At 40.9% G+C, this 22,410-nt stretch carries 17 protein-coding genes; 11 read left to right on the forward strand and 6 right to left on the reverse strand.

Going from position 1 to position 22,410, the window contains the following annotated elements; all coding sequences use genetic code 11:
* Positions 1 to 48: 48 nt before the first annotated feature.
* Positions 49 to 1,077, forward strand: coding sequence for a sugar phosphate isomerase/epimerase family protein (locus LV85_RS16405; RefSeq protein WP_111321403.1), 1,029 nt, complete (start codon positions 49 to 51; stop codon positions 1,075 to 1,077).
* Positions 1,078 to 1,209: 132 nt separating this feature from the next.
* Positions 1,210 to 2,376, forward strand: coding sequence for a Gfo/Idh/MocA family protein (locus LV85_RS16410; protein ID WP_111321405.1), 1,167 nt, complete (start codon positions 1,210 to 1,212; stop codon positions 2,374 to 2,376).
* Between the two features lie 96 nt (positions 2,377 to 2,472).
* On the opposite strand, the gene LV85_RS16415 is transcribed toward LV85_RS16410, so the two are convergent.
* On the reverse strand, positions 2,473 to 3,384 hold the full coding sequence (locus LV85_RS16415; RefSeq protein WP_111321407.1) for a sugar phosphate isomerase/epimerase family protein: 912 nt from the start codon (positions 3,382 to 3,384) through the stop codon (positions 2,473 to 2,475).
* Positions 3,385 to 3,602: 218 nt separating this feature from the next.
* Here LV85_RS16415 and LV85_RS16420 point away from each other — a divergent pair, with 218 nt between their 5' ends.
* Genes LV85_RS16420 through LV85_RS16435 form a run of 4 tightly spaced genes read left to right on the forward strand, consistent with a single transcriptional unit; the run spans position 3,603 to position 9,820 of the window.
* Entirely contained in the window at positions 3,603 to 4,325 is a 723-nt protein-coding gene (locus LV85_RS16420) for a hypothetical protein (RefSeq protein WP_111321409.1), read from the forward strand.
* Positions 4,322 to 7,057, forward strand: a complete 2,736-nt coding sequence (locus LV85_RS16425; RefSeq protein WP_111321411.1) for a TonB-dependent receptor plug domain-containing protein — start codon at positions 4,322 to 4,324, stop codon at positions 7,055 to 7,057. The genes LV85_RS16420 and LV85_RS16425 overlap by 4 nt, the downstream gene beginning before the upstream one ends.
* Positions 7,057 to 8,211, forward strand: coding sequence for a DUF4249 domain-containing protein (locus tag LV85_RS16430; RefSeq protein WP_111321413.1), 1,155 nt, complete (start codon positions 7,057 to 7,059; stop codon positions 8,209 to 8,211). The genes LV85_RS16425 and LV85_RS16430 overlap by 1 nt, the downstream gene beginning before the upstream one ends.
* Position 8,212: 1 nt before the next feature.
* Positions 8,213 to 9,820 carry a hypothetical protein gene (locus tag LV85_RS16435; protein WP_111321415.1) on the forward strand — a complete coding sequence of 536 codons (1,608 nt, stop codon included), beginning with the start codon at positions 8,213 to 8,215 and terminating at the stop codon, positions 9,818 to 9,820.
* A gap of 11 nt (positions 9,821 to 9,831) precedes the next feature.
* Here the strand turns inward: LV85_RS16435 and LV85_RS16440 are convergent, their stop codons facing one another.
* The 5 genes from LV85_RS16440 to tilS all read right to left on the reverse strand — a co-directional run bounded on the left by LV85_RS16440 (position 9,832) and on the right by tilS (position 17,281).
* Entirely contained in the window at positions 9,832 to 11,487 is a 1,656-nt protein-coding gene (locus tag LV85_RS16440; RefSeq protein WP_111321417.1) for a mechanosensitive ion channel family protein, read from the reverse strand.
* A 66-nt stretch (positions 11,488 to 11,553) separates the two neighbouring features.
* Positions 11,554 to 14,259: a hypothetical protein gene (locus LV85_RS16445; protein WP_111321419.1), complete on the reverse strand. Its 2,706-nt coding sequence runs from the start codon at positions 14,257 to 14,259 to the stop codon at positions 11,554 to 11,556.
* 100 nt (positions 14,260 to 14,359) lie between these two features.
* Positions 14,360 to 15,295, reverse strand: a complete 936-nt coding sequence (gene mdh / locus LV85_RS16450) for a malate dehydrogenase (RefSeq protein ID WP_111321421.1) — start codon at positions 15,293 to 15,295, stop codon at positions 14,360 to 14,362.
* 147 nt (positions 15,296 to 15,442) lie between these two features.
* Positions 15,443 to 15,958 carry a Crp/Fnr family transcriptional regulator gene (locus tag LV85_RS16455; RefSeq protein ID WP_111321423.1) on the reverse strand — a complete coding sequence of 172 codons (516 nt, stop codon included), beginning with the start codon at positions 15,956 to 15,958 and terminating at the stop codon, positions 15,443 to 15,445.
* A gap of 3 nt (positions 15,959 to 15,961) precedes the next feature.
* Positions 15,962 to 17,281: a tRNA lysidine(34) synthetase TilS gene (gene tilS, locus LV85_RS16460; protein WP_111321425.1), complete on the reverse strand. Its 1,320-nt coding sequence runs from the start codon at positions 17,279 to 17,281 to the stop codon at positions 15,962 to 15,964.
* Between the two features lie 48 nt (positions 17,282 to 17,329).
* Here tilS and LV85_RS16465 point away from each other — a divergent pair, with 48 nt between their 5' ends.
* The 5 genes from LV85_RS16465 to coaBC all read left to right on the forward strand — a co-directional run bounded on the left by LV85_RS16465 (position 17,330) and on the right by coaBC (position 22,379).
* Positions 17,330 to 19,000 carry an OstA-like protein gene (locus LV85_RS16465; RefSeq protein ID WP_111321427.1) on the forward strand — a complete coding sequence of 557 codons (1,671 nt, stop codon included), beginning with the start codon at positions 17,330 to 17,332 and terminating at the stop codon, positions 18,998 to 19,000.
* A gap of 139 nt (positions 19,001 to 19,139) precedes the next feature.
* Complete coding sequence (locus LV85_RS16470; RefSeq protein ID WP_111321429.1) at positions 19,140 to 19,856, forward strand: T9SS type A sorting domain-containing protein; 717 nt, start codon at positions 19,140 to 19,142, stop codon at positions 19,854 to 19,856.
* Positions 19,857 to 19,923: 67 nt separating this feature from the next.
* Complete coding sequence (locus tag LV85_RS16475; RefSeq protein ID WP_170125630.1) at positions 19,924 to 20,832, forward strand: outer membrane protein assembly factor BamD; 909 nt, start codon at positions 19,924 to 19,926, stop codon at positions 20,830 to 20,832.
* A 20-nt stretch (positions 20,833 to 20,852) separates the two neighbouring features.
* Positions 20,853 to 21,167: a DNA-directed RNA polymerase subunit omega gene (locus LV85_RS16480; protein ID WP_111321431.1), complete on the forward strand. Its 315-nt coding sequence runs from the start codon at positions 20,853 to 20,855 to the stop codon at positions 21,165 to 21,167.
* 3 nt (positions 21,168 to 21,170) lie between these two features.
* Positions 21,171 to 22,379 (forward strand): bifunctional phosphopantothenoylcysteine decarboxylase/phosphopantothenate--cysteine ligase CoaBC, encoded by a 1,209-nt coding sequence (gene coaBC / locus LV85_RS16485; RefSeq protein WP_111321433.1) that lies wholly within the window; start codon positions 21,171 to 21,173, stop codon positions 22,377 to 22,379.
* The last annotated feature ends 31 nt before the right edge of the window (positions 22,380 to 22,410 follow it).

The raw sequence follows: 22,410 nt of genomic DNA on the forward strand, positions 1-22,410 counted from the left end.
CTCCAGTCTTCGGTATTCTAACTTTAATAACCAATAACCCACATAACAATGAGTCAAAATAATTTTCCGAAACTACATAATGCTACCTGGCCTGGAATCGTGGGCAAAGGAGCAGACTCTGAACCTGTAATTCCTTTCGATACGCTTCTGGCGATGACAGCTGCAGCTGAAGTGGACGGAGTGAAATTTGATGGATTAGATTTAGGGCTACTTGAGCCTCACTTTAAATTGGATGATTCTGATGAGACTAAAATCTTGGCAGAAAAACTTCAAAAGAATAACCTAGTTGCTGGATCTCTAGTCGCCCCAATCTGGGCAGGATCAGCGATGGGAACTGCTGATCAGCGTGCTACTTTCGTAGATATGGTTCGCAAGGCATGTGAATTCGGTAAAAAGCTGAGAGACCAAGGAGTTCGTCCTTATGGAGTAATCAGGATCGATTCGGCTGCTGGAGTAGAAGATTGGGCAAAAGATCCTGCTGGAAACACCAAGATTATTGCGGAGACATTCCGTGAAGCTTGTGACGTGGCTGCTGGCTACGGCGAAAAACTAGCTACAGAAGGTGAGATATGCTGGGGTGCGATGCACAGCTGGAAATATATGGTGGAGCTATTGGAAATGGTAGATAGACCAAACATTGGTTTCCAGGCTGATATGTCCCATACCTTCCTTTACACGATGGGATACAATGCTCCCGAGCATAGAATCCTTCCAAAAGATGCAGATCTAAATGATCGTGAAGCTGTCAAAGCTGCTTTGAAAATAGTAACTGACGCGCTTAGACCTTGGACCATCGATTTCCACGTCGCTCAAAATGACGGATCAGTATTCGGTCAAGGTTCTCACGATAAGACAGGTAGACACTGTCAAGCTACCGATCCGAACGGTGTTTTGGATATCGCGCATGATGCAGGCTACTGGCTACGTGATGAAAAGGGTGAGTTGACCAAAGCGTTCAAGCATATCTGCTGGGATGGATGCATGTTCCCAAATGAAGTGATGAACAATCAGCAAACCTGGAATGACATTCTTGCTGCCCTCGTGAAAGTGAGAAATGCTCATGGATGGAAGTCTTAAAATTTCATTATTCAACATTTACCATTTATCACTCGAAATTAAATATATAGGGGATTTAAATGATTTAATGATGAATTTAGAATGTAGAATATTGAACTCCGAAGTGAATTATAGAAATCAAAAACTTAGATAATGAAAGAAAAAAAACATATAAGAATCGGACTCATCGGAACAGGTCTGATGGGCCGCATACATACTAACGGTTACAAGAGAGTTCCAGACTTTTTTCCAGAGCACGAATACGTTCCTGTTTTGCAGGCATGCTGCTCTAGGAGAGAGGAGAAGGCGCAGGCTTTCGCGGATCAGTGGGGATACAAATCTGTAGAAACCGATTGGAGAGAATTGCTGAAGCGTGATGATATCGACGCGGTGGATATTTGTACTCCAAATGATACACATGCTGAGATTTCCATTGCTGCAGCAGCAGCCGGTAAAATGATCCTTTGTGAGAAGCCATTGGCGCGATCTATCAAAGAAGCCCAAGGAATGGTGGAAGCAGTCGAGAAAGCTGGGGTGAAAAACACAGTTTGGTATAACTACCGAAGAGTGCCGGCAGTGACTTTGGCTAAGCAGATTGTAGCCTCGGGAAAACTGGGTAAGATTTTCCATTATCGAGCTAATTTCCTACAGGATTGGACTATCAGCCCAGACTTGCCACAAGGAGGAGATGCACTATGGAGATTGGATGCTGATGCGGCAGGATCTGGTGTGACTGGAGATTTGCTGGCACATTGCATAGATACTGCGATGTGGCTGAATGGCGGTATCACGGACGTTTCTGCCATGACCGAAACCTTCATCAAGGAAAGAGTTCATCAAGGCACCGGTGAGAAGAAAAAAGTAACTATCGATGATGCTTGCGTATTCCACTGTCATTTTGATAATGGTTCTTTGGGCTTATTTGAGGCCACTCGATACGCTAGAGGTCATAAGGCTCTTTATACATTTGAAATCAATGGTGAGCATGCCTCCATTCGTTGGGATCTACATGATTTGACTCGTTTGGAGTATTTCGATCATGCAGATGAAAGTCAGGTTCGTGGTTGGAGATCCATTCACGTGACTGACGGAGATCACCCTTACATGGATAGATGGTGGATTCCTGGTACTTCCATTGGTTATGAGCATTCATTTGTGCATCAAGTGGCTGATTTCTTCAAGAGCCTTGAGACTGGAGAAGCTTGTCACCCTACATTCCGTGATGCTTTTGAGACTCAGAAAGTTTGCGAAGCTGTGATTGACTCAGCTAATGAAAGAGCCTGGAAGGATACTGGAGTGGATTGGATAGAGAAAGTATAAAAATCTGAAGGTTGAAATCAGAAGTCTAAAAAAATGAAAAAAGCAGGAAAGGGATATCTTTCCTGCTTTTTGGTTTGATAGTAATTGCAGATTTACTTAAAAAAACTGCTGCATTTTCTTTAGACCAGTATTGGCAACTTCCTGCGCATCCTGAGCCCAAACCGCTTCATTGAACAGTTCCAGTGACATGTATTTAGTACCGCCCATGGCTTTCAAGGTGGCCGCGATTTCCTTCAAAGGAGCAATGCCATCACCAGGATAAACACGATCACTATCTTTTTGCTCTAGCCTTGGTTTGTCGGCAGTGAAGTCATTCATGTGAAAAACCTCGATGGCATTTCCGTTAAGCAATTTCAAACCCTCAAACCCAGATCCACCACGGAATAAATGATAGATATCTGGAAGAATTCTAGCATCTGCATCATTTGCTGCTGCGGCAGTAGCCAGTGCCTGGCCTAGATGATGGAAAGGTGCAAAAGATCCCCAAAATTCTAACTGAGGCATTACGCCCATTTTTCTTCCCAGTGCGATTAGCTGAGCGTATTGCTCACCTGCGGCCAGGAGATCTACAGGATCAGTAGCTCCTATAGCTGGAGCTGCTACTCTCGCACATCCAATCTCTTCTAGCATTCTCATTTCCCTTTCCATCTGCTCAAATCCTGCCTTACTTTTTGCGACATCCTGAGCCATCCATGGAGCAAACCCAATAGCATTGACAGGAATTATTCCAACATCAGAAAAATGTTTCTTGAGGGAAGCCAGAGATTTGCCTGTTTTGAGATAGGTTTCCATCTCAGATATCCAAAGTTCTATCCCATCGTATCCTGCTTTAGCAGCGATTTCTATGAGTTGAGGTAAATCCACTTTTTGACCACGTAGGGTGCTGGTATTTAGGGAGAACTTGATTGTTGATTCCTTGATTTTCTCTGTACTTGACGCAAATGCGGGAACTAAAGGGAGAGCTGCTGCTCCTACTGCAATAGATTTTAGTAAATTTCTTCTTTTCATGAATTAATAATTTGTTATTTAGGAGCCCTATGGATTCTCTTTTGTGATATAATCATCCCCCTATGTGGTGATGGTTGCGCGATACACTCTTTTATCCAGAGCCTATAGTTTAGGTTTATTCAAACTTTGGAGTTGTGATCCATTCAAATACCGTTATTGCCGTTCAAATTATTCCATATAAAACAGAGATGAATCTGATCTAGTATAGTACCGAACATATGCTAAAAATAAACTTTTTTACACCTTTTCTTCTGTTTTTATTGATATCTGCCAACTCGTTTGGGCAGTCACAGACTTATTTGTCTTTATACAAGGAGCAATTGCCCTATTTTCAGGAGATAATCACTGGGGGACGTTATCAAGAGCCACCTTTAAATTATGAGGGAAATCCATATTATTTTGATAAGGTTTTTGGTGAAGGAAGCTTGTCTATTAATAAGATTAAATACACAGAGGTCCCGCTACTATACGATGAAAATGCAGACCTAGTGATTACATTTCATCCGATTCACCGTCAAAAAATCCTAATTAAGCCTGAAAAAATTGAAGCTTTTCAACTTAAAGATGGAAGCTTGTTTGGCAGATACGTAGGAAATGATTCCTATGCTCACGATAAAAATAAATTTTACCGAGAGATTAATGATGGGAAGATTAAAGTTCTTGTCAAATACTACAAAACAAAAGAGCCAACTAGAGAGGTGGGCAAATACACCCATTTTTTTGAGGAGAAAACGGATTATTTTTATTGGTATGAAAATGAATTTGTATTGATCAGAAAGAAAAAGCAAGCCATTAAAAGTTTGGGATTAAGTAATAAAGAGGTGAAAAAATATCTAAAAGGAAAGTCACTCTATTTCTCAACTGACAAGGAAAAATTCATTTTAGCATTGGCTGCCATCAGGGAAAGCAAGGCTGACAGTTTTAACGGTTTTGTCCAATGAAAAAAATCCTACTATTGATATTCGTTATTTGCTTTTTTGCTGAAGTAAATGCTCAGACAAAAAGTCCCAAACTAACGGGGATGTATCTGGGGATGTCTTTTGAAAGATTTGCTGAAAGGGTAGAATCTGAAACGGATTTCAAATTTTACTTCAAGGAGAAAGATGTAGAAAATCTGCAAGTCAACCTCCAGGCGACTGATTCTGACATCAAGATGATACTCTCTCAGGTATTTGCTAAGACAGACTTGACCTATTCTATCGACTCATCTAATCGGATTTGGGTCAGCAAAACCCGTAAAATTCAAATAGACTTTCCATCCGATTATTTCCTGGTGCAGGAGAGGCAGGATATGCAGGCAAATGCCGGTGATTCCTTGTCTGCTTTTGACAAGAATAAGCGATTTGTAATAGGGAAATCATCGGATAATCCTCAATCTAAAACTGCGGTATTGAGTGGTGTGGTGACGAGCATAGAGTCCGGTAAGCCTATGAATGGCGCTATCGTGTTGGAAAAAGTTGATTACAACCAAGTATCAACAGACCAAAATGGGAAGTACCAGCTGACACTGGCCAAGGGGAGACATACTATTTGGGTACAAAATATTGGAGGTTTTCAAGAGCAGCGTCAAATAGATCTGAAAGGAGACGGCGTTTTGAACATGAGTATTGAGGAGACCATACTCTCACTAGATGAAGTTGTGGTGAGTTCAGGAGCCTTGTCCAATGTCAACAAACTTGACATGGGCGTGCAGTCCATCACCATTGCAGAGGTGAAGAGACTTCCTGCAGTGATGGGCGAGGTGGATGTACTCAAGGGGGTTTTGACAATGCCTGGGGTGAATACTGTAGGTGAGGCTACCTCTGGATTCAATGTGCGTGGGGGAGCAGCGGATCAGAATTTGATTTTGTTGGGGAATTCCACAATTTTTAATCCTACACATGCGTTTGGTTTCTTTTCCGCATTCAATGCTGATATCGTCAATGGTGTAGAGCTATATAAGGGTTCTATCCCGGTGAACTATGGAGGAAGACTTTCTTCTGTATTGCAGGTGGACCCAAATTTTGGAAGATCAGAGAAAATCGGAGGCTCTGGAGGCATAGGAATCTTAACGAGCAGATTGAGTTTAGATGGACCTATTGGGGACAAAACAAACTTTATGATAGGGGGAAGGACAACTTACTCTGATTGGGCATTGAATCTTTTGGAAGATGAGGCAGATTTAAATGATAGTAAAATAACTTTTTATGATATCAATGCGAATATCGAGCATAGATTCAATGATAAAAACTCATTAGAGTTTACAGCATATCTAAGTCAAGATGATTTTCGTTTTGACCCAGACACTACTTATTCCTATCAAAATCTAAATTTTGCTTTAAGTTGGAAACACTTTTTCAATGATGAATTGGAAGGGAGATTTTCTGCAGGAAGTGATAGCTATCAATTTGGGATAATAGGGCAGGATAATCCTTTAAATTCCTTCGATTTTGGATTTGATGTCAATCAGCTTTTTTTAAAGGCGGATTTTGAATATCGAAAAAACGAGAAGCATATTATGACGTTTGGTGTTCATGGGATTCAATATTCTTTGAACCCGGGGAGTAATAAACCCTATGGGTCTGAATCTATCGTAATAGAGAAGGTGTTGGATCCAGAAAATGCTCGAGAAATTTCCATCTATTTCGGAGATGAATTTACTATTAGTGATGAATTATCGGTGAGTTATGGAGGTAGGTATATGCTATACCAATTAGTAGGCCCTATGACAGTAAACCAATATGTGCCAGATGCTCCAATTACTGAAGGCAATTTGATAGGTCAGGAAACTTACGATAAAGGCAGCACCGTCAAAACTTACAGTGGGCCAGAATTTCGTTTTTCGGCGCGCTATACCTTAGACAATAAGTCTTCTGTGAAAGCTGGTTTTAATACCATGAGACAGAATATACATTTGCTGTCAAACACCGCTGCGATTGCTCCCACTGATTCTTGGAAGCTGAGTGATACCTACCTCAAACCACAAACTGGAGGACAGGCCTCCGTAGGTTACTACCGTAGTCTTGCCAAAAATAAGCTCGAGTTTTCAACCGAGGTATATTATCGATACATGGCCAATTTGCTGGATTATCGCTCTGGAGCGAATATTATCCTCAACGAAAATATAGAACAGGATGTATTGAATTCGGATGGTAAAGCGTATGGGATAGAGATATTGCTGAAGAAAAGTACAGGTTTACTTAAAGGTTCATTGGCCTATACTTATTCTAGATCTCTGATGAAGACTTCCGATGAGCCGAGTGTAGAGAAAATCAATAATGGAGATTTTTATTCCAGCAATTTTGATCAGCCTCACCACTTGGTGCTTACAGCCAATTATGAGTTGAGTAAACGTGTAAATACTTCTCTCAATCTAAACTACAGTACGGGGAGACCGATCACTTTGCCGCTTTCTAAATTCGATTATGCAGGCTCTGAACGTGTTTATTTTTCAGAACGAAATGCCTATAGAATTCCTGATTATTTCAGAATAGATTGGTCAATTAATATTGAGGGGAGTCACAAGGTTAAAAAGCTTGCTCATTCTTCTTGGTCACTTGGGGTTTATAACCTGCTGGGTAGAAGTAATCCTTATTCTGTGTATTACACTCCGGTGGAAGGTCAGTTGAGAGGATATCAATTGTCGATTTTCGCTCAGCCTATTCCATTTATTACATACAACTTCCGTTTCTAATGAACAGACTAGTTTATATTTCATTGCTCTGTGTCATACTCCTCAACGGATGCAGAGAGCCATTCAATCCCGACATTGATCCTACAGACCTATCTGTGTTGGTAGTGGAGGGGTATCTGGATACGCAAGGAATACCAAGTGAATTGAAGCTTAGTTATACTCGGAATATTCAGCCTGACGATTCTTTTTCACCTACTTATCCAGAGGCGGATGTTTACCTCAGATCAGAAGCAGGAGCAGAATATCCTTTAACTAATAAAGGATTAGGCATCTTTGAATTTGCTTATGATATCCCTGAAGATGAGAACTACAGGCTTTATATTTCAACTAATGAAGGCAAAAGCTACACTTCTGATTTGATTAAGCCGATTCTCACTCCTGATATTATTGAGGTAGGTTTTGAAAAAAACGAACTAGGAGCAGAGGTATATTTGACTACTAAAGGAGATGAGAATGCTGATGATTTTCTTTGGACCTATGAAGAGACCTATGCTTTTCGCCCTAAAATATCATCATCCTATAGGTATGATGAAGAGCTTGATGATGTAGTGATTAGGAAGGAAGATGAACGAACTAATTTGTGCTATAGGGGAGGAGTGAGTCCTGACTTGATTTTGGAAACATCTTCGCGATTTGAAAATCAGTATGTTTTTAGACAGTCCATCACCCAGATATTGCAGGATGAAGAGAGACTTTCTGTCCGTTATAGTATTTTGATTTCCCAGAAAGCGCTGGACAAAGAAGCTTCAGAGTTTTGGGAGATTCTTCGTAAAAACACAAATGACTTAGGTTCGATTTTTAGTCCCTTACCATCCAATATCAGAGGGAACATCAGAAGCGATCAGGACTCGAGTGAACCGGTCATAGGACATGTGAGCCTGGGGACTGTGAAACAAAAGCGTTTATTTATAGATGTAAGAGAGGTGATCCCATGGAGGGCGCAAGAGCCAGATTATTTTGACTGCTTCATAGATCAAGACACTGTTCTGATAGATAGGTATCGCCAAGCATTTGGGACAGGTTCTTTTGTGCCGGTAGTTTCTATTGTACTTGAGGGGGCCTATGATCCGATAGGTTATCGAGGAGCATTGCGGCGCTGTACGGACTGTACCTTGCGAGGAACTAATATAAAACCTGACTTTTGGGAAGATTGATATGAGCTTAACGTATAAGATTTTCGGGTCCTTCTTACTCATTTTTAGCTTTTGTCAGGTATCATCTGCACAGGGGCAAGATGCTGAGCGCATTAGTTTTTCGACTCCCAAGACAATTTATTTTGGAGGCGAACGGGTTTGGTTGTCAGCTGAGGCCTTGAAGGACAGTTCTCCAGCGGAGTCTAAGGTCATCTACGCAGAGTTGGTCAATCGATATAATGAATCTGTTGCCATTGCTAAAATGCCTTTGGAAGAAGGAAGGAGTTTCAACTTTCTTCTGCTTCCAACGAATTTACCATCGGATAATTACCTGCTGCGTGTTTTTACCAGAGTTAGCCCATACCAAAATTTGGAAGAAGGACTCGTACAGCAATTCATTACCGTTTTCAATAGAACAATACCACCTACGGTAGTTGCGGAGAGAAATAGTGTTCCTACCAGCGAAGAGTCCACTCAAATAAATTTGTCTCGAGAAGATGCTAAGCCAGGGGCTTTATTGAAAATAGATTTACCACAGGGTGAGATAGCTGAGGTCAGTATAGCTGCAGAAAACCCATTTTTGAGTGAACAAGGTATGATTTCCTCAGCGAGGGCTTATGAGTCTATAGATGAGCATAGCTTGGTTCCTGAGCTATTTGGGCATGTAATAGAAGCTCAAGTGGAGGGCGCATCTGTAGACACTACACAATTGTACTACCTGTCGCTTCACGGTGAAAAATCTGCACTCTTCACAGACAGGCCTGATGCGGATGGTAGTATGTTCTTTGATGCAGGAGGGATGAAAAACTGGAAATATCTGGTTGCTCAAGCTAACCAAAATGGAAGTTTATTAGATTTTGGAATAATATCACCGGCTCCCATTACTCATTTCAAAAGCAGTTTTATTTTTCCTGAGCTTGAAATAAGTCCTGCTGATCAGGATCTACTGAAAGACTTGCTGAAGGGTGGGCAAGTGGAAGGCTATTTTGTTAATGAGTTTGATTCAAGTTTATCCCCTGTTGTCACTGGTTTTGTGGAAGATCGCACTTACCTATTGGATGATTACACCAGATTCGAGACAGTAGAGACGGTGATCAAAGAATATATTCAGGAGATATCGGTGAAAACTATCAAAAAGAAGAAAGAATTTCGAGCATTAGACGATGTCTTAAATGCTAGTTTTGATTCCAATCCATTGATGCTGGTTGATGCATTACCCATTTTCGATTCGGATAGACTTGCCGCATTTAACCCTGCAGGCTTCGAAAAACTTGATGTGCTGACAAGGGAGTTTTACCTGAATGAGGAGCGATTCCCTGGAGTCATGAGTTTTAGTTCTTATAAGAACGATTTTGGTGGGTTTTCAATACCTTCCAATGCGATCTATTTGGATTACGAAGGGATTCAACCCAAAGTAGTGTCAACTGAATCGCTCTTTAACGCGCCTAATTCTGACCAAAATATAATGGATTGGAGGACAGTCCTATATTGGTCTAAAATTCCTGAAACTTCAATAGCTAATGCTATTGAAATCGTAGTTCCCGATCTAAAAGGGAAATATCAGATAAAAGTAAAAACGATCTCAGCACAAGGAGAATCGATTTACTTACGGAGCTTTGAGGTGAAATAGAATCTTACTTTTTACTTGCCCTTACGTTTTAATTCTCGCTGGACGAAGTCTGTTACTTTCGCTTCATATCCACCGTCGTAGTCTGGCACAAGTGTCTTTTTCTCAGGGAAAGATTCCATATGCAAGGTCTGCGTAGGGAAGGCAAAACGTACCCCGATGGAGTTAGCTAGCTTCACGATCTGGATCAAAATCTCATGTTTACATCTCAATTCTTCGGCCCAGGTAGAGACTTCGAAGAAAATATAAAACATAACGTCTTGGCTGAAGGATGATAGATTATTGAAATAGACATGGAATCCGTCTTTTCGTGTGTCTGGGTGGGCTAATACGATTTCTCGCAATCCTTTCACGAACTCATCGACCAATTCCGGAGGCGTGTCGTAGGTGATAGTCAGTGTCGTGTAGAACCTTCTGTACTGGCGTAAACCATGATTGTCGAGAATAGAATCAGCTATTTTCCCATTTGGCACATACATCAGAGAATTCCTGAAAGTCCGGATACGCGTGGATCGAAATCCTACCTCCTCTACTGTTCCATCTATATCTCCGGAAGTGATCCAATCACCCACCTGGAAAGGGCGATCGATAAAAATCATAACCGAGCCAAAGAAATTCTTAATGGTGTCTTGTGCCGCCAAAGCAATAGCAACACCACCTATAGAAAGACCTGTCAGGAATGGAATAATATCTAGATTGAGGCCGTCTCTGAGGATAAATAAGGTTCCTACGATAATCACAAAAGCCTTGAGCGTCTTTCGCATCAATGGCACCAATTGGTCATCGAGTGTAGATTCCGTTTTAGTCGCAAGCTTGGTGAAGTAAGCGGCGACGACATTAGCCAACTTGTAGAAAATGATGGTGATCAAGAATGGTTTTAAGGTGCGAAGCACGATCAAAATCCAAGACCAAATTTCTATAGGCAGCTGCAGAACCCGAATAAAAAGAGAAAGCAACACTACGATCAAATAGATGCTGACCACACGTGCTACAGGCAGGATGTAATCTTCACCTACTTTTCCATAACCATACCTCTGGAATATGTACAGCAGGAATTTATCTACCAATAAAGTAAAGATCCAATGTGAGAGGAATACCAGCAACAACAGGATAAATAAACCTACCAACTGCCAAAGATGAAGTCCTAAATACTCCTGATTGCCAATCTTCGGTAAGATGTTTAGCAGCTTTGCCGTGCCATAAGGATAGGTGTCTGAATGAAGTTCATCAATGCGACTTACTGTGAATGCAGAAAATTTCCAATTATCTCCAGTCTTTTGCAGAAGGATTCCAGGCAATTTGAGTTTGTCGAAATAATAGATATTCCCTTCTGTAGTCGAGGTGCTATCAGCGTAGTTTTGTTCGTTTGGGATTTCGTTTGTCCGAATTAAAATTCCATTTCCCTCAAAAATCTGCTTAAGTTTTACTGCAAGACGCTGTCCATTTTGATCTCTGATTTCAGATAGGTCGAGGGTTTTGGCTGCGTTTTCAGGCTGGTAATGTTCTTCCTCTAGATTATAGAAAAATGAAAGGGAAGTATGATAAGGAGAACTCAGGTTGACTGAACTGCCCGGCTTATACCTATCCTGATTGTCTGAAATCAGCTGAGCAAAAGAATGGCTGCTAATCCAAATAAGTAAGGTTACTAGCAGGAAGCACTTTTTTAGCATAAGTTGTGGGGATTTTTCGCAAGTTAGCCATTCGTAAGACCATGCCCAAGCGAATCAAGAATATGACTAATCTGCCAACTGGAATTCGGTCAAGGTAGATCCACTTACAGTTCTGATGAGATACTGTCCCAGTGAAGACTGATAGCTGATTTGGATTTTGCCTGTGCTTTCCAATGGCATCGTGGTCTGTAGATTACCTTTGAGATCATAGAGATAGCAAAATCCTTGATTGAGGTCTGTAATTGCGAATAATTGCCGTTCAGAGCCGAAATCATAATATTGATAAATCAGATTCTCATCCGAAACTCGTGTGCTGAACAGCGGTTTTTCCTCTCGGTCCAATACACTTACCTCGTTGAATTGACGAGAGATATATACAAAATCATTTTGCTTTTGATCTGGGACAAGTAGGAATTCACTATCTCGATCATTTTTAATCAACTGGTTCCTATACCCGATTTCTCCGTTGAAATTCACATGAATTACCTCTCCATTTTTGGTGATTCCTACGAGTTGAGTAGATCGGGATCTAGGATCTCTCCAAGAAACTAACCCAGAATTAAAGGATTCACCCAGTTTTACGGAAGAGCCTGATTGACTTTCACCTCTTCTATTGAAAATTTGGAGTTTGCCGTTATCAGTCAAAGCCACCATATAATCTCCCTTGCCAGGAACTCGGTAATGCGCAGGAGCTCCGATAGTCTGCGCTCCTATTCGATTTGGGTCCCATCCTTCCAGTTTTTGCCCTGTCTTATCAGTCAAAAACAAATTGCCTTCTGCCGTGCTAATGAAATAGCGATAGTCTTTCGAATTGCTGTAGTCGACCAGGTTGAGCTGATTGATCTTTTCACCATCAACACTGAATGGGTAACCAGAGAGTGGATTGCCTAGTCTGTCAATACCATAGATCTTTTGTTCAGTAGCAATTAGCAATTGTAGTTTGCCGTTTTTGTAGTAATCTATTTGGTATGCTTCTGATACAATAGGGCCAGTAAGTTGCTCGGAGTAAACTTCCTGACCAGCAGAATTGATCAAGTGGAGGACATTATTTTGATCTTGCACTAGCAGATCTTCTGTATTGTCTTGATAATTAATGATGGACTTTGGTCCATAGATTAAGCGCTGATCAAAGGAGATTCGATTGCTTGGCTGTAAGGAGATCGCATCTGTAGTCTCAATGTTAGGTTTGGCTTCTCCATCATAGGGAAAGCTTAAGGTCGCCTCAGTTCTGTCTTGGAGTTGGTTGATTTTGAAAGATACCCATGGGAAAGATTGGAAAGCTTCGGCGTACTTCTGTAGGAAAGAACTCCATGAAGGATTTGCTTTTTTAATCCAGGAGTCCCAAATCTGATTAGTGAAATACATTCTGCTGTAGCCTGAGGTTGGACTCAAGTCCTTTTTAGCAGCTGGAGCTCTGGAGGATTTTCCCCAGGTGTTTCCAGCATTTATATCATCCAGCACTAGCTTCATGGCTTGCTGGGAATTAGTGAAAATCAGTACCTCATTTTCTGAGGTAATGAAGGTTTGTCCAAATCCTGGGAATTTCCCCTCAAATAAATGCGCAGGAAAATCCTCCTCAGAAAAGTACAGTATCTCATGTCCTGAGTAGAAATCGGAACCCTCATCACTTTCGCTTTCTTGAAACTCTTTGAGTTGCTGGATGGCAAGTTGGGCATCTCTAGTTCTGGCGAGAAGCGCAAGATTCTGGTCAACTCCACCAGCATTTTCTAGATCGAGTAGGTATAATTCTCCAGTGAAACTATCTAGAAATCCCTTGTCTAGAAGTTTTCGCTGAATGTCTCCGCTAAAAGTTGCCCGTGCTGTAAACGCACGATTGGTGATTTTTTGTGTCTCGTAAATGCTACCCACATTGATTTGCGTGAGTGCGAGTGTACGATTAGAGATGACTTCTTCGAAAGCAGCAAGGTTAGCTTGAATAGAAGGAGTGAAGTTCACTTCCTCGTCATAAACCACCGGTCCTTTGAAAACCATCTGATTTTCCAATAGCATTAAATCCATGGCAACCACCCCTGGCATTATTTCCAAGCCTGCTATAGCAGCGCTCTCTCGTTGTCCTCCGATTCCTTTGAGGAGGCTAGCCAATCCTTTGCCTTCTAGCAATAGTCTTCCTTGTGCTTCTGTGTTATAAGGAATGGATTTTACCAAAGTGAATAGACTTTGTTGATCTTCATTGACATAAAAGCGGATGGCTTCTTCCACCAAAAAAGAGGAGGGTGAAATTACGGCTAGATCGCCAAGTAAAGCAATGCTCCAAAGTCGATTGTTCTCAGAATCGTAATATTCCAACACATCCTGCTCAGTGTATTTTCTTGTTTGAAACCGGGAGCCCGAGGGGATGCGGGATTTGATTTCGTCTATGAAATCTGTAGCAGTCGATGGCTTGAGATTTACTGTAAATAGCAATTCGAAAGTCTCAATACCAGTAGAGTGAAGACTGATCGTGGCTTGTTGGCCATTTATAGTTTTGGCGATTTCCCCCGATCCACCATTCAGACTGTCCAAGGTGATTAGTTGATCAGATAATCGTTGAAAAGCTGGGAATGCTTTTAAGATTTCCCATACGGGATCATTGACTAGGGTATTCCATTGTGCAGCACCTTCATAAGTTTCGAAGACGAAAACTGCATTTTGGCTAATAACCTCCAAGCTATTGACTTGACGGGAAGAAAAGTATGATTTGTAGATCCAAAATCCACCTCCAGCTAGGAGAATGGTAATAAAAAGTATAAGTAGGCTTTTCCAGATCTTCACAGGCTCAAGGATGATTCAGACGGCATATTACGAAAAACAGACCTAAGAAACCCTTACTAAAGCAAGAGAATCTAAGGTCTGTTGTATAAAATTGCTAGAATTACTTACCTAGCTTGTTCAAAACTTCCATTACTTCTTTCACATGACCTCTAGAAGTCTCAAGAAGTGCTTTTTCTTCAGCATTTAGGTCTAGTTCCAATACTTTCTCAACACCGTTTTTGCCAAGAATAACTGGTACACCTAGGTAGCAATCGTCGATTCCATATTCACATTCTAATTTGATACAAACTGGGAATACTCTTCTTTGATTTTTCAAGATAGCTTCTACCATTTGCGCAGCTGCAGCTCCTGGAGCATACCAAGCAGAAGTACCCATAAGCTTCACTAGCTCACCACCACCGAATTTAGTTCTTTCGATGATCGCGTCAAGCTTATCTTTAGCTACCAACTCAGTCACCGGAATACCAGCTACTGTAGTATAGCGAGGAAGAGGAACCATGGTGTCACCATGACCGCCCATAAGGATAGCCTGGATTTCTTTTGGAGATACGTTCAACTCCTCAGCAAGGAAAGCTCTGTAGCGCGCTGTATCCAAGATACCAGCCATACCGATCACCTTGTTTCTAGAAGTACCAGCAGTAATATGCGCTTGGTAAGTCATTACGTCAAGTGGGTTGGAAACCACAATAATGATCGCGTTTGGAGAATGCTTGATTACATTTTCAGTCACAGACTTCACGATACCAGCATTGGTTTCGATCAAATCGTCACGAGTCATGCCTGGCTTACGAGGAAGACCAGAAGTGATTACCACTACATCTGAATTTGCAGTTTTGCTATAATCATTAGTGCTTCCAGTGGTACGGCTATCGTATTGGTTGATAGGCGCCTTTTGGAAAATATCAAGTGCTTTACCTTCAGCTACACCTTCTTTGATGTCAATTAGTACAATTTCCTCAGCGATTTCGCGATAAGCTAATACGTCAGCACATGTTGCGCCTACATTGCCAGCTCCTACTACGGTTACTTTGCTCATTAGATTTATAGATTTTAATATGAATATTTTGCGTTAAAAAGCGGCGCTAAGTTATTAAACAATGCCTAGGATTCGAAACAGAGCTCCGAATACTTTGGAAGTAATTAAGGTTTTTTGACAAATGCGAAATAAGGTGTTTAAATGATGCTATTCAAACATTTGGCGGAGAGAGAAGAAGCCAAAGGATTCTCGGTAAGAACGGAAAAGGCGCTGATTGTTCTGATTATAGTATTCTGTGAGGGATGTCATCATCTTTGCTTTGATCTTTGGGTTGCTGTCAAAAATCTCATGCATCGCAAAATGAGGAATCACTAATAATTCTGCTTCATCAGATACAATAAGTGCCGTGTATGTCCTTTTAGCATTTTCGAGCAAAGAGTTTTCTCCAAATGCTTCACCTCTCTTCACTTCGAGGATTGTTTCGAAACTGTCCTTGATATCTATGGTGAGGCAAATGTCTCCGCTTTTGACTAAATAGAGCGCCTGACTCGGGTCTTTGCTGAAGAAAACTACCTCATCCTTCACATATTTCCGATGATGCATGGCGGGAATGAATCGTGACATTTCCTTGTTTTTCAAGCGCTCAAAGAATTTGATCTGTCCCAGAAAGCTGAACATTTGTTCTTCTGACTCAGTGTATGTTTTAGAAAATGGATTGCGCATTTCTTATCGTTTTTTTAGATAAAGTAATTTTCGGGTGGCAGCTGTTGATTTTGCCCAATCAGCGATTCTAAAACCTATAACCCAGGCAATTTGCCCTTCCGAAAGTAATACTTTTACCGCGTGTTTTTTTACCACAGGCACCTTCAAATCTATCAAAAAGTCAGAGATTTTCTTTGCATTCTTCATGCCAAGAGGTATAAATCGATCACCTTCTTGCCAAGTTCGAATTTCTAAAGGGAAAGTTAGTCGCTCCAGATCAAGCATTGCGTTTTGCCTAGTCTTGTCCAGATCTTCCTTTCCTTCCAGTTTCAGAATTTCGTATTTCCCCTCTGGCAAGATAAAGTCAATGTCGTTTTTAGAAATGGATATGGAATCAAAATCCTGCGGAATTGGAGCCAAAATAAGCTGATTCCTATCCAGATTGAGTAGATGACTAGGGCTTTCAAATAATTTGCCCGAGTCACCGGATTGGCAGCATTCTAAAATATCCTGTGACTGATCGGAATTGAAGCCGTAGGGACGAAGCCAAAAATAAAGTAAGGAGGCAGCTCCTGTTATTCTCAAAATATCTTTTAGGGAGAGAATCTGAAGTCCGTCAGTTTCTTTGACCTTATCCTTTTTCCAACTTTCAAAAAGCGCGGTAAAAGCCTTCCCTGTATCTTTTAATCTCGCAAAACTGTTTAGCAAATTTGACTTAGCGTCCTCAGCGCTGGAGTAAAGTGCGGGTAGAGAGATATGCCGAAGCTTGTTTCGCTTGTAATCAGTTTTTTCATTGGTAGAATCTTCTCGCCATTCGATTTGATTTGCCAGAACAAAGTCTTGAATTTCTTGTCGCCCAAAGGGTAGTAGGGGACGAATCAACCAGCCTCTTCGCTCGGCCATGCCATATATCCCTTCGATGCCGGTACCTCGAAGCAGATTCAGAAAAATAGTCTCAATCTGATCATCTTCATGATGTGCCAGGATGATTCCATCTAATTTTCGCTCGGCTCTTAACCTCTCAAACCAATCATAGCGAATCTCTCGAGCTGCCATTTGCGTAGAGATATTTCGTTCTGATGCGAATGCGTAAGTATCTGCATGATGAACATGGAATGTTTTACCATTAGTTTTCGCCCATATCCCAAGAAAATCTTCATCTTCATCACTTTCCTTTGCTCGCAAGCGGAAATTGACATGAGCTATTTCAAAAGGGATTTCTGCTTGGATAAGAAGATTGCCTAAGCACATGCTATCCATTCCGCCACTGCTTGCCAATAGGTAGGTTTTGGAGGGATCTAAAATTGTTTTGTTCCGGATATGCCGGATAAAAGCTTCAACCATTGATCAAAAATATCATTTTCTGCTAATTTTGCCCACATTCGATCCAATATGAGATTTACAGTACTTACAAGTTTTATTCTTCTTCTGGGCTTTTTGGGAATTGCGACGCCTGCTTTCTCACAGGATAAATCTGTGTTAGAGATTAATATGGCTGATGATTTGATTGGTTCTGATGGTTTTGAGCGCTTGCTGGGTGATGTAGAAATGAAGCATCAGAATACCTTGATTTATTGTGATTCGGCACATTTTTTTAGGGCAGATAATAAAGCACGACTATTTGGGAACGTGCGGATAGTGGATGTGAATGATCCTGTACAGACCACCAGTGCCTATGCCGAGTACGATGGGAATACCCAGCTTGCAAAGCTTAGAAATCATGTTGTTTTCACTAATAAAGAAACTACCCTTACCACTGAATACTTGGATTATGACCGTTTGGGAAATATAGCCTATTACTATAACGATGGGAAGGTTGTTGATTCCGTCAATGTTCTCACCAGCGAGCGCGGCACTTATGAAGTGAATATCGAGAAGATTACATTCAAAAAAGATGTGGTGCTTGTGAATCCGGATTACACCATGAAGACCAATGACTTGGTTTATATGACGATTCCCAAGACGGCAGAAACCATAGGATTGACCAATCTAATTTCCAAAGAAGGAAATACCTTAGATGCCCAGGAGGGTAGTTTTTATGATACCCAAGCTAAAAAGTTTAGGTTTTATGAAGGGGTGGTAGAAACAGAAACGAGTAGAATAAAAGCAAAAGAATTATACTACTCTGAGTTAGAGGCTTATTATGAGGGGAAGGAAGATGTAAGTGTGTTGAACAAGGAAAGGGAGGTTGAGATTTTTGGTGATGTAGGGGAGTATTGGGACGAGCGCAAGTATAGTTTGGTTCATGGAAATGCCTTGGTTAGAAAATACTTTGAAACAGATACCTTATTTATGGCTGCAGATACCTTGATCTCTCAAGATGGTGAAGCAGATTCCATGAAATATCTGCTAGCCTTTCGTTCTATTAAATTGGTAAAGTCTGACTTGGCTGGGGTGGCGGATTCATTAGTTTACAATTACCCTGATTCTTCCATACAGCTTTTCAAAGATCCCGTGATGTGGAACCAAAAAAGTCAGATCACTGCAGATAGCATGGTTTTTTACTTGGCCAATGAGGAACTTGACCGAGTGTTTATGAAGGATAAGGTGTTTGTGATCACCCAGGATACCTTGAAAAATTTCAATCAAATGAAAGGCCGAACCATGATCGGTTATTTTGTAGCTGGGCAAATGGATAAGATCGACATCGATGGCAATGGAGAGTCATTATACTTTGCTGTCCAAGCTGATACGCTTTCCCAAGGAATCAATAAAACGCTGAGTGCTAATATCAAACTCAGGTTTAAAGATGGTGCTATTCAGCGTGTTACCTACGGGATAAAACCAGATGGGAAATTCACGCCTTTTCAACTGATCAACGAGGAGAATTCTAGGCTTGAAGGGTTTATTTGGAGGTATGAGGAACGGCCGACTATGGATGATATAATTGCTTGGAGAAAACCAGAAGAAATTGATCTTGATGCAGATAATTTATTTAATGATCCTGATGTGAAATTGGTTTTGCCTACTGATGAAGAAATCCTAAAATCACTAGAAAAACGCGGTTGGAAGCCAAAAAAAAACGATTTATTGCCATTTTTAGAGCCTGAGGAAAACAGGTAACGTGCTGACTGTGAAAAAATTTTATAGAGGTTAACAGATTTTAACCGCATTTTTCTTCGATTAGATAGCCATTGGCTTAATTTTGTCCGTATATTGAATACAGTTACAACAACTGAAGGCGTATCGATTAAAACTCTACATGAAACGATTACTCATACTTTTTACATGGCTTTGGCTGTCGGTTCCGGTATTGACGGACGCGCAACAGGTGCGTGTGTTGAGTGAGGGCTTAGAATTCAGAGGAGATTTAGGTGCTACCAAACGCAAGACAGTAATCCTTCAGAACGAGACAGACCAAGTCAAAACTTACATTCTCAAAAGCCTTCGAGGTAATATTGGTTCTTCCCAAAAAGTAAGAATTTGTATTGGAGAGGATTGTTACGATCCCAAAAAAGAAATCGCAAAAATCAAATTGACATTAGAGCCAGGTGAAATATTGACAGATTTGTATCTGGATTTTGAAATGGGTATAGCTGAGACCCGAGGCTCTTTTGACTTATCATTTGTAAATGAGAGCAATTTGAGAGACCTGTTTGTCGTTGAAGCTAGATACGAAGTCAATGATCCAGCTATCAAGGTGGATGAGTTTGATTACAAGGATATCGTTTTAAGCGATGTGTATCCAAACCCTAGTGTGAGAATCGCACAATTTGATTATAATATCAAAAATCAGGCTGTTAAAGCTAGAATTGCAATAAATAGCTTCATTGGTAATCCCATAGCTGATTTTGAACTTGATCCAGAAAGAAACACATTACCAATTAATGTGTCTGATTTCAATCCTGGGATATATTTCTACACTCTTTTCTTAGATAATAAGAATATAGTGACCAAGAAGCTCGTTGTCAAGAAGTAAGACTTGACTATCCACCCATCATCCATTTGAATCCGAATAATTATCCCGTATATTTGCGGTCTTGAAAATGAAAATGCGCGTACAATCCATTCTGTTACTGATTATTATACTTGCTGCAAGTTCCTGTGGCCCATTCAATAAGCTTGAGAAGAGCACGAACTGGGAGGAGTTGTATGCTGGTGCAAACAAATATTATCAGGAAGGGGAATATAATAAAGCTATTATCCTTTACGATAAGGTTTTACCGGTAATAAGAGGATCTGAGAAGGCAGAATTGGCCGATTATAATTATGCCAATTGCCATTTCAAGACAAAAAGATATATCGAAGCAGCTGGATATTTCAGCACGTTCTATAGAACATATAATAGGAGTCCATTAGCAGAAGAAGCATTATTTATGAATGCCTATGCACTTTACTTGGATGCTCCAGATGCTAATCTTGATCAGCAAAGTTCGCAGGAAGCAGTAGCTGCTATTCAGCAATTTGTGACCAAATTTCCAGCTTCAGCTAGCTATGAGCGGGCGATGGATATGTTAGTCGATCTACAGGAAAGATTTGAGCTGAAAGCCTACATGGAATCATCCATGTACTATAGATTGAAAGATGGCTTGTATCCTGGAGATTACTATCGTGCTTGCATTATAAACTTTCAGAATTTTGCCAAGGACTATCCTGAGAGTGAGCATAATGAAGAACTTGCATACAAGTTAGTAGAGGTGAGTACGGGATATGCAGAGAATAGTGCATACGCTAAAAAGGAAGAACGATTAAAGGATGCGCTTGGCTATGCTACTTCCTTTTACCGAAGGTACCCAGATAGTGCTTACACAGGAAAGGTTAAAGAGATTGAACAGAAAGCTACTGAAGAGTTAGAGGCGCATACTGACCTTCAAAAAGAATATGCTGCTCGAGTAGAAGAGCAGAAAGCAAGAGCTTTAGAGAATAAGCCTTTAGAAAAAATAGAAAATAATTAGAAACATAATCAAATAAGAATATGGCAGTTAATCCATCCATCATTACAAGAGACCTTGATAAAATCGCCGATAAAACCGGTAATATCTATGAGTCTCTTCATGTAGTAGGGCAGAGAGCAAAGCAAATCTCCAATACCTTGAAAGAGGAGTTGAATATTAAGCTTTCCGAATTTGCTTCTACGGTTGATAATTTGGAAGAGGTATTTGAAAACAAAGAGCAGATCGAGATCTCTAAGTTTTACGAAAGAATGCCAAAGCCAAGCACGCTTGCGATGGAAGAATTCATGGAAGGCAAAGTATATCACAGACTTCCAGAAGAACCAGCGGGCGAATAATCTATGAGCCTCAAGGGTAAGAAAATCATATTAGGGGTGACAGGTAGCATTGCTGCTTATAAGTCCGCCTTTCTTACTCGTTTATTAGTTAAATCAGGAGCAGAAGTGCAAATCATTATGAGCGCTTCTGCTTTTGATTTTATTACCCCGCTCACCTTAGCCACTCTTTCCAAAAGACCTGTTTTAAGCCAGTTCCAAAAGGATGAAACTGGGGCTTGGAATAATCATGTGGAGCTGGGGCTTTGGGCGGATCTACTTTTGATAGCACCTATCTCTGCAAATAGCCTAGCTAAATTTGCGAATGGGATCTGCGACAATCTACTTTCTGCTGTCTATCTGTCTGCCAGATGTCCAGTGATGCTGGCTCCAGCGATGGACCTAGACATGTATAAGCATCCATCTGTTGTATCAAATATTCAAAAGTTAGCCTCCTTCGGTAATGTAATTCTTGACGCCGAATCAGGAGAATTGGCGAGTGGCCTATCTGGTCAAGGCCGGATGATGGAGCCTGAACATATCCTCTCCAAGCTTGAGGAGTTTTTCACTGCCAAGACAGATTTTTCTGGTAAAAAAGTCTTGATTACCATGGGCCCAACGCAAGAGGCGCTAGATCCTGTGAGGTACATCAGCAATCACTCTAGTGGTAAAATGGGTCTTGCATTGGCAAATACATTTCTTTCAAGAGGAGCGGAGGTTTATATAGTTGCGGGTCCGATATCATTGAAAGTGAACAAGGATGATTTCCATTGGGTAGATGTCAAATCAGCAAAGGAAATGTATGAGGCTGCTTCCAGAATTCATGCTCAAATGGATATTTGTGTTTTTGCAGCAGCTGTGTCAGACTACGCTCCAGCGGATGTTTCTCCAGAGAAAATCAAAAAAAGTGATGCCACACTATCTCTTTCATTGGTAAAGAACGTGGATATTGCCGCAAGTTTAGGAGCTAAGAAAAAGCCAAACCAAGTACATGTTGGCTTTGCTCTGGAAACTGAGAATGAAGCGGAAAATGCGCAAAAGAAGCTTTCAAAGAAGAACTTCGACATAATTGTACTCAATTCAATGAAGGAATCTGGAGCTGGATTTCAGTTGGATACCAATAAAGTGCACATTTTTGATGCCGCTGGATTATCGGTGCAATCTGAGCTTGCTCCAAAAAATCAAATAGCTGAACTGATCCTGGATCAAATCAAAAATCTTCCAGTTTGGGTTTGAACCTAGATATTTCATTATTTTTAAGTCTATG

The sequence above is a fragment of the Algoriphagus chordae genome (assembly GCF_003254055.1).
GTDB lineage: Bacteria > Bacteroidota > Bacteroidia > Cytophagales > Cyclobacteriaceae > Algoriphagus > Algoriphagus chordae.

Bases quoted from the DNA above. Each gene is read 5' to 3' on its own strand.
- tilS (WP_111321425.1), bottom strand. From the start codon at position 17,281: ATGGTTGAAGCTTTTATCCGGCATATCCGGAACAAAACAATTTTAGAT.
- LV85_RS16415 (WP_111321407.1), bottom strand. From the start codon at position 3,384: ATGAAAAGAAGAAATTTACTAAAATCTATTGCAGTAGGAGCAGCAGCT.
- LV85_RS16420 (WP_111321409.1), top strand. From the start codon at position 3,603: ATGCTAAAAATAAACTTTTTTACACCTTTTCTTCTGTTTTTATTGATA.
- LV85_RS16465 (WP_111321427.1), top strand. From the start codon at position 17,330: ATGAGATTTACAGTACTTACAAGTTTTATTCTTCTTCTGGGCTTTTTG.
- LV85_RS16410 (WP_111321405.1), top strand. From the start codon at position 1,210: ATGAAAGAAAAAAAACATATAAGAATCGGACTCATCGGAACAGGTCTG.
- LV85_RS16475 (WP_170125630.1), top strand. From the start codon at position 19,924: ATGAAAATGCGCGTACAATCCATTCTGTTACTGATTATTATACTTGCT.
- coaBC (WP_111321433.1), top strand. From the start codon at position 21,171: ATGAGCCTCAAGGGTAAGAAAATCATATTAGGGGTGACAGGTAGCATT.
- LV85_RS16455 (WP_111321423.1), bottom strand. From the start codon at position 15,958: ATGCGCAATCCATTTTCTAAAACATACACTGAGTCAGAAGAACAAATG.
- LV85_RS16405 (WP_111321403.1), top strand. From the start codon at position 49: ATGAGTCAAAATAATTTTCCGAAACTACATAATGCTACCTGGCCTGGA.
- LV85_RS16470 (WP_111321429.1), top strand. From the start codon at position 19,140: ATGAAACGATTACTCATACTTTTTACATGGCTTTGGCTGTCGGTTCCG.
- LV85_RS16425 (WP_111321411.1), top strand. From the start codon at position 4,322: ATGAAAAAAATCCTACTATTGATATTCGTTATTTGCTTTTTTGCTGAA.
- LV85_RS16440 (WP_111321417.1), bottom strand. From the start codon at position 11,487: ATGCTAAAAAAGTGCTTCCTGCTAGTAACCTTACTTATTTGGATTAGC.
- LV85_RS16480 (WP_111321431.1), top strand. From the start codon at position 20,853: ATGGCAGTTAATCCATCCATCATTACAAGAGACCTTGATAAAATCGCC.
- LV85_RS16430 (WP_111321413.1), top strand. From the start codon at position 7,057: ATGAACAGACTAGTTTATATTTCATTGCTCTGTGTCATACTCCTCAAC.
- LV85_RS16435 (WP_111321415.1), top strand. From the start codon at position 8,213: ATGAGCTTAACGTATAAGATTTTCGGGTCCTTCTTACTCATTTTTAGC.
- mdh (WP_111321421.1), bottom strand. From the start codon at position 15,295: ATGAGCAAAGTAACCGTAGTAGGAGCTGGCAATGTAGGCGCAACATGT.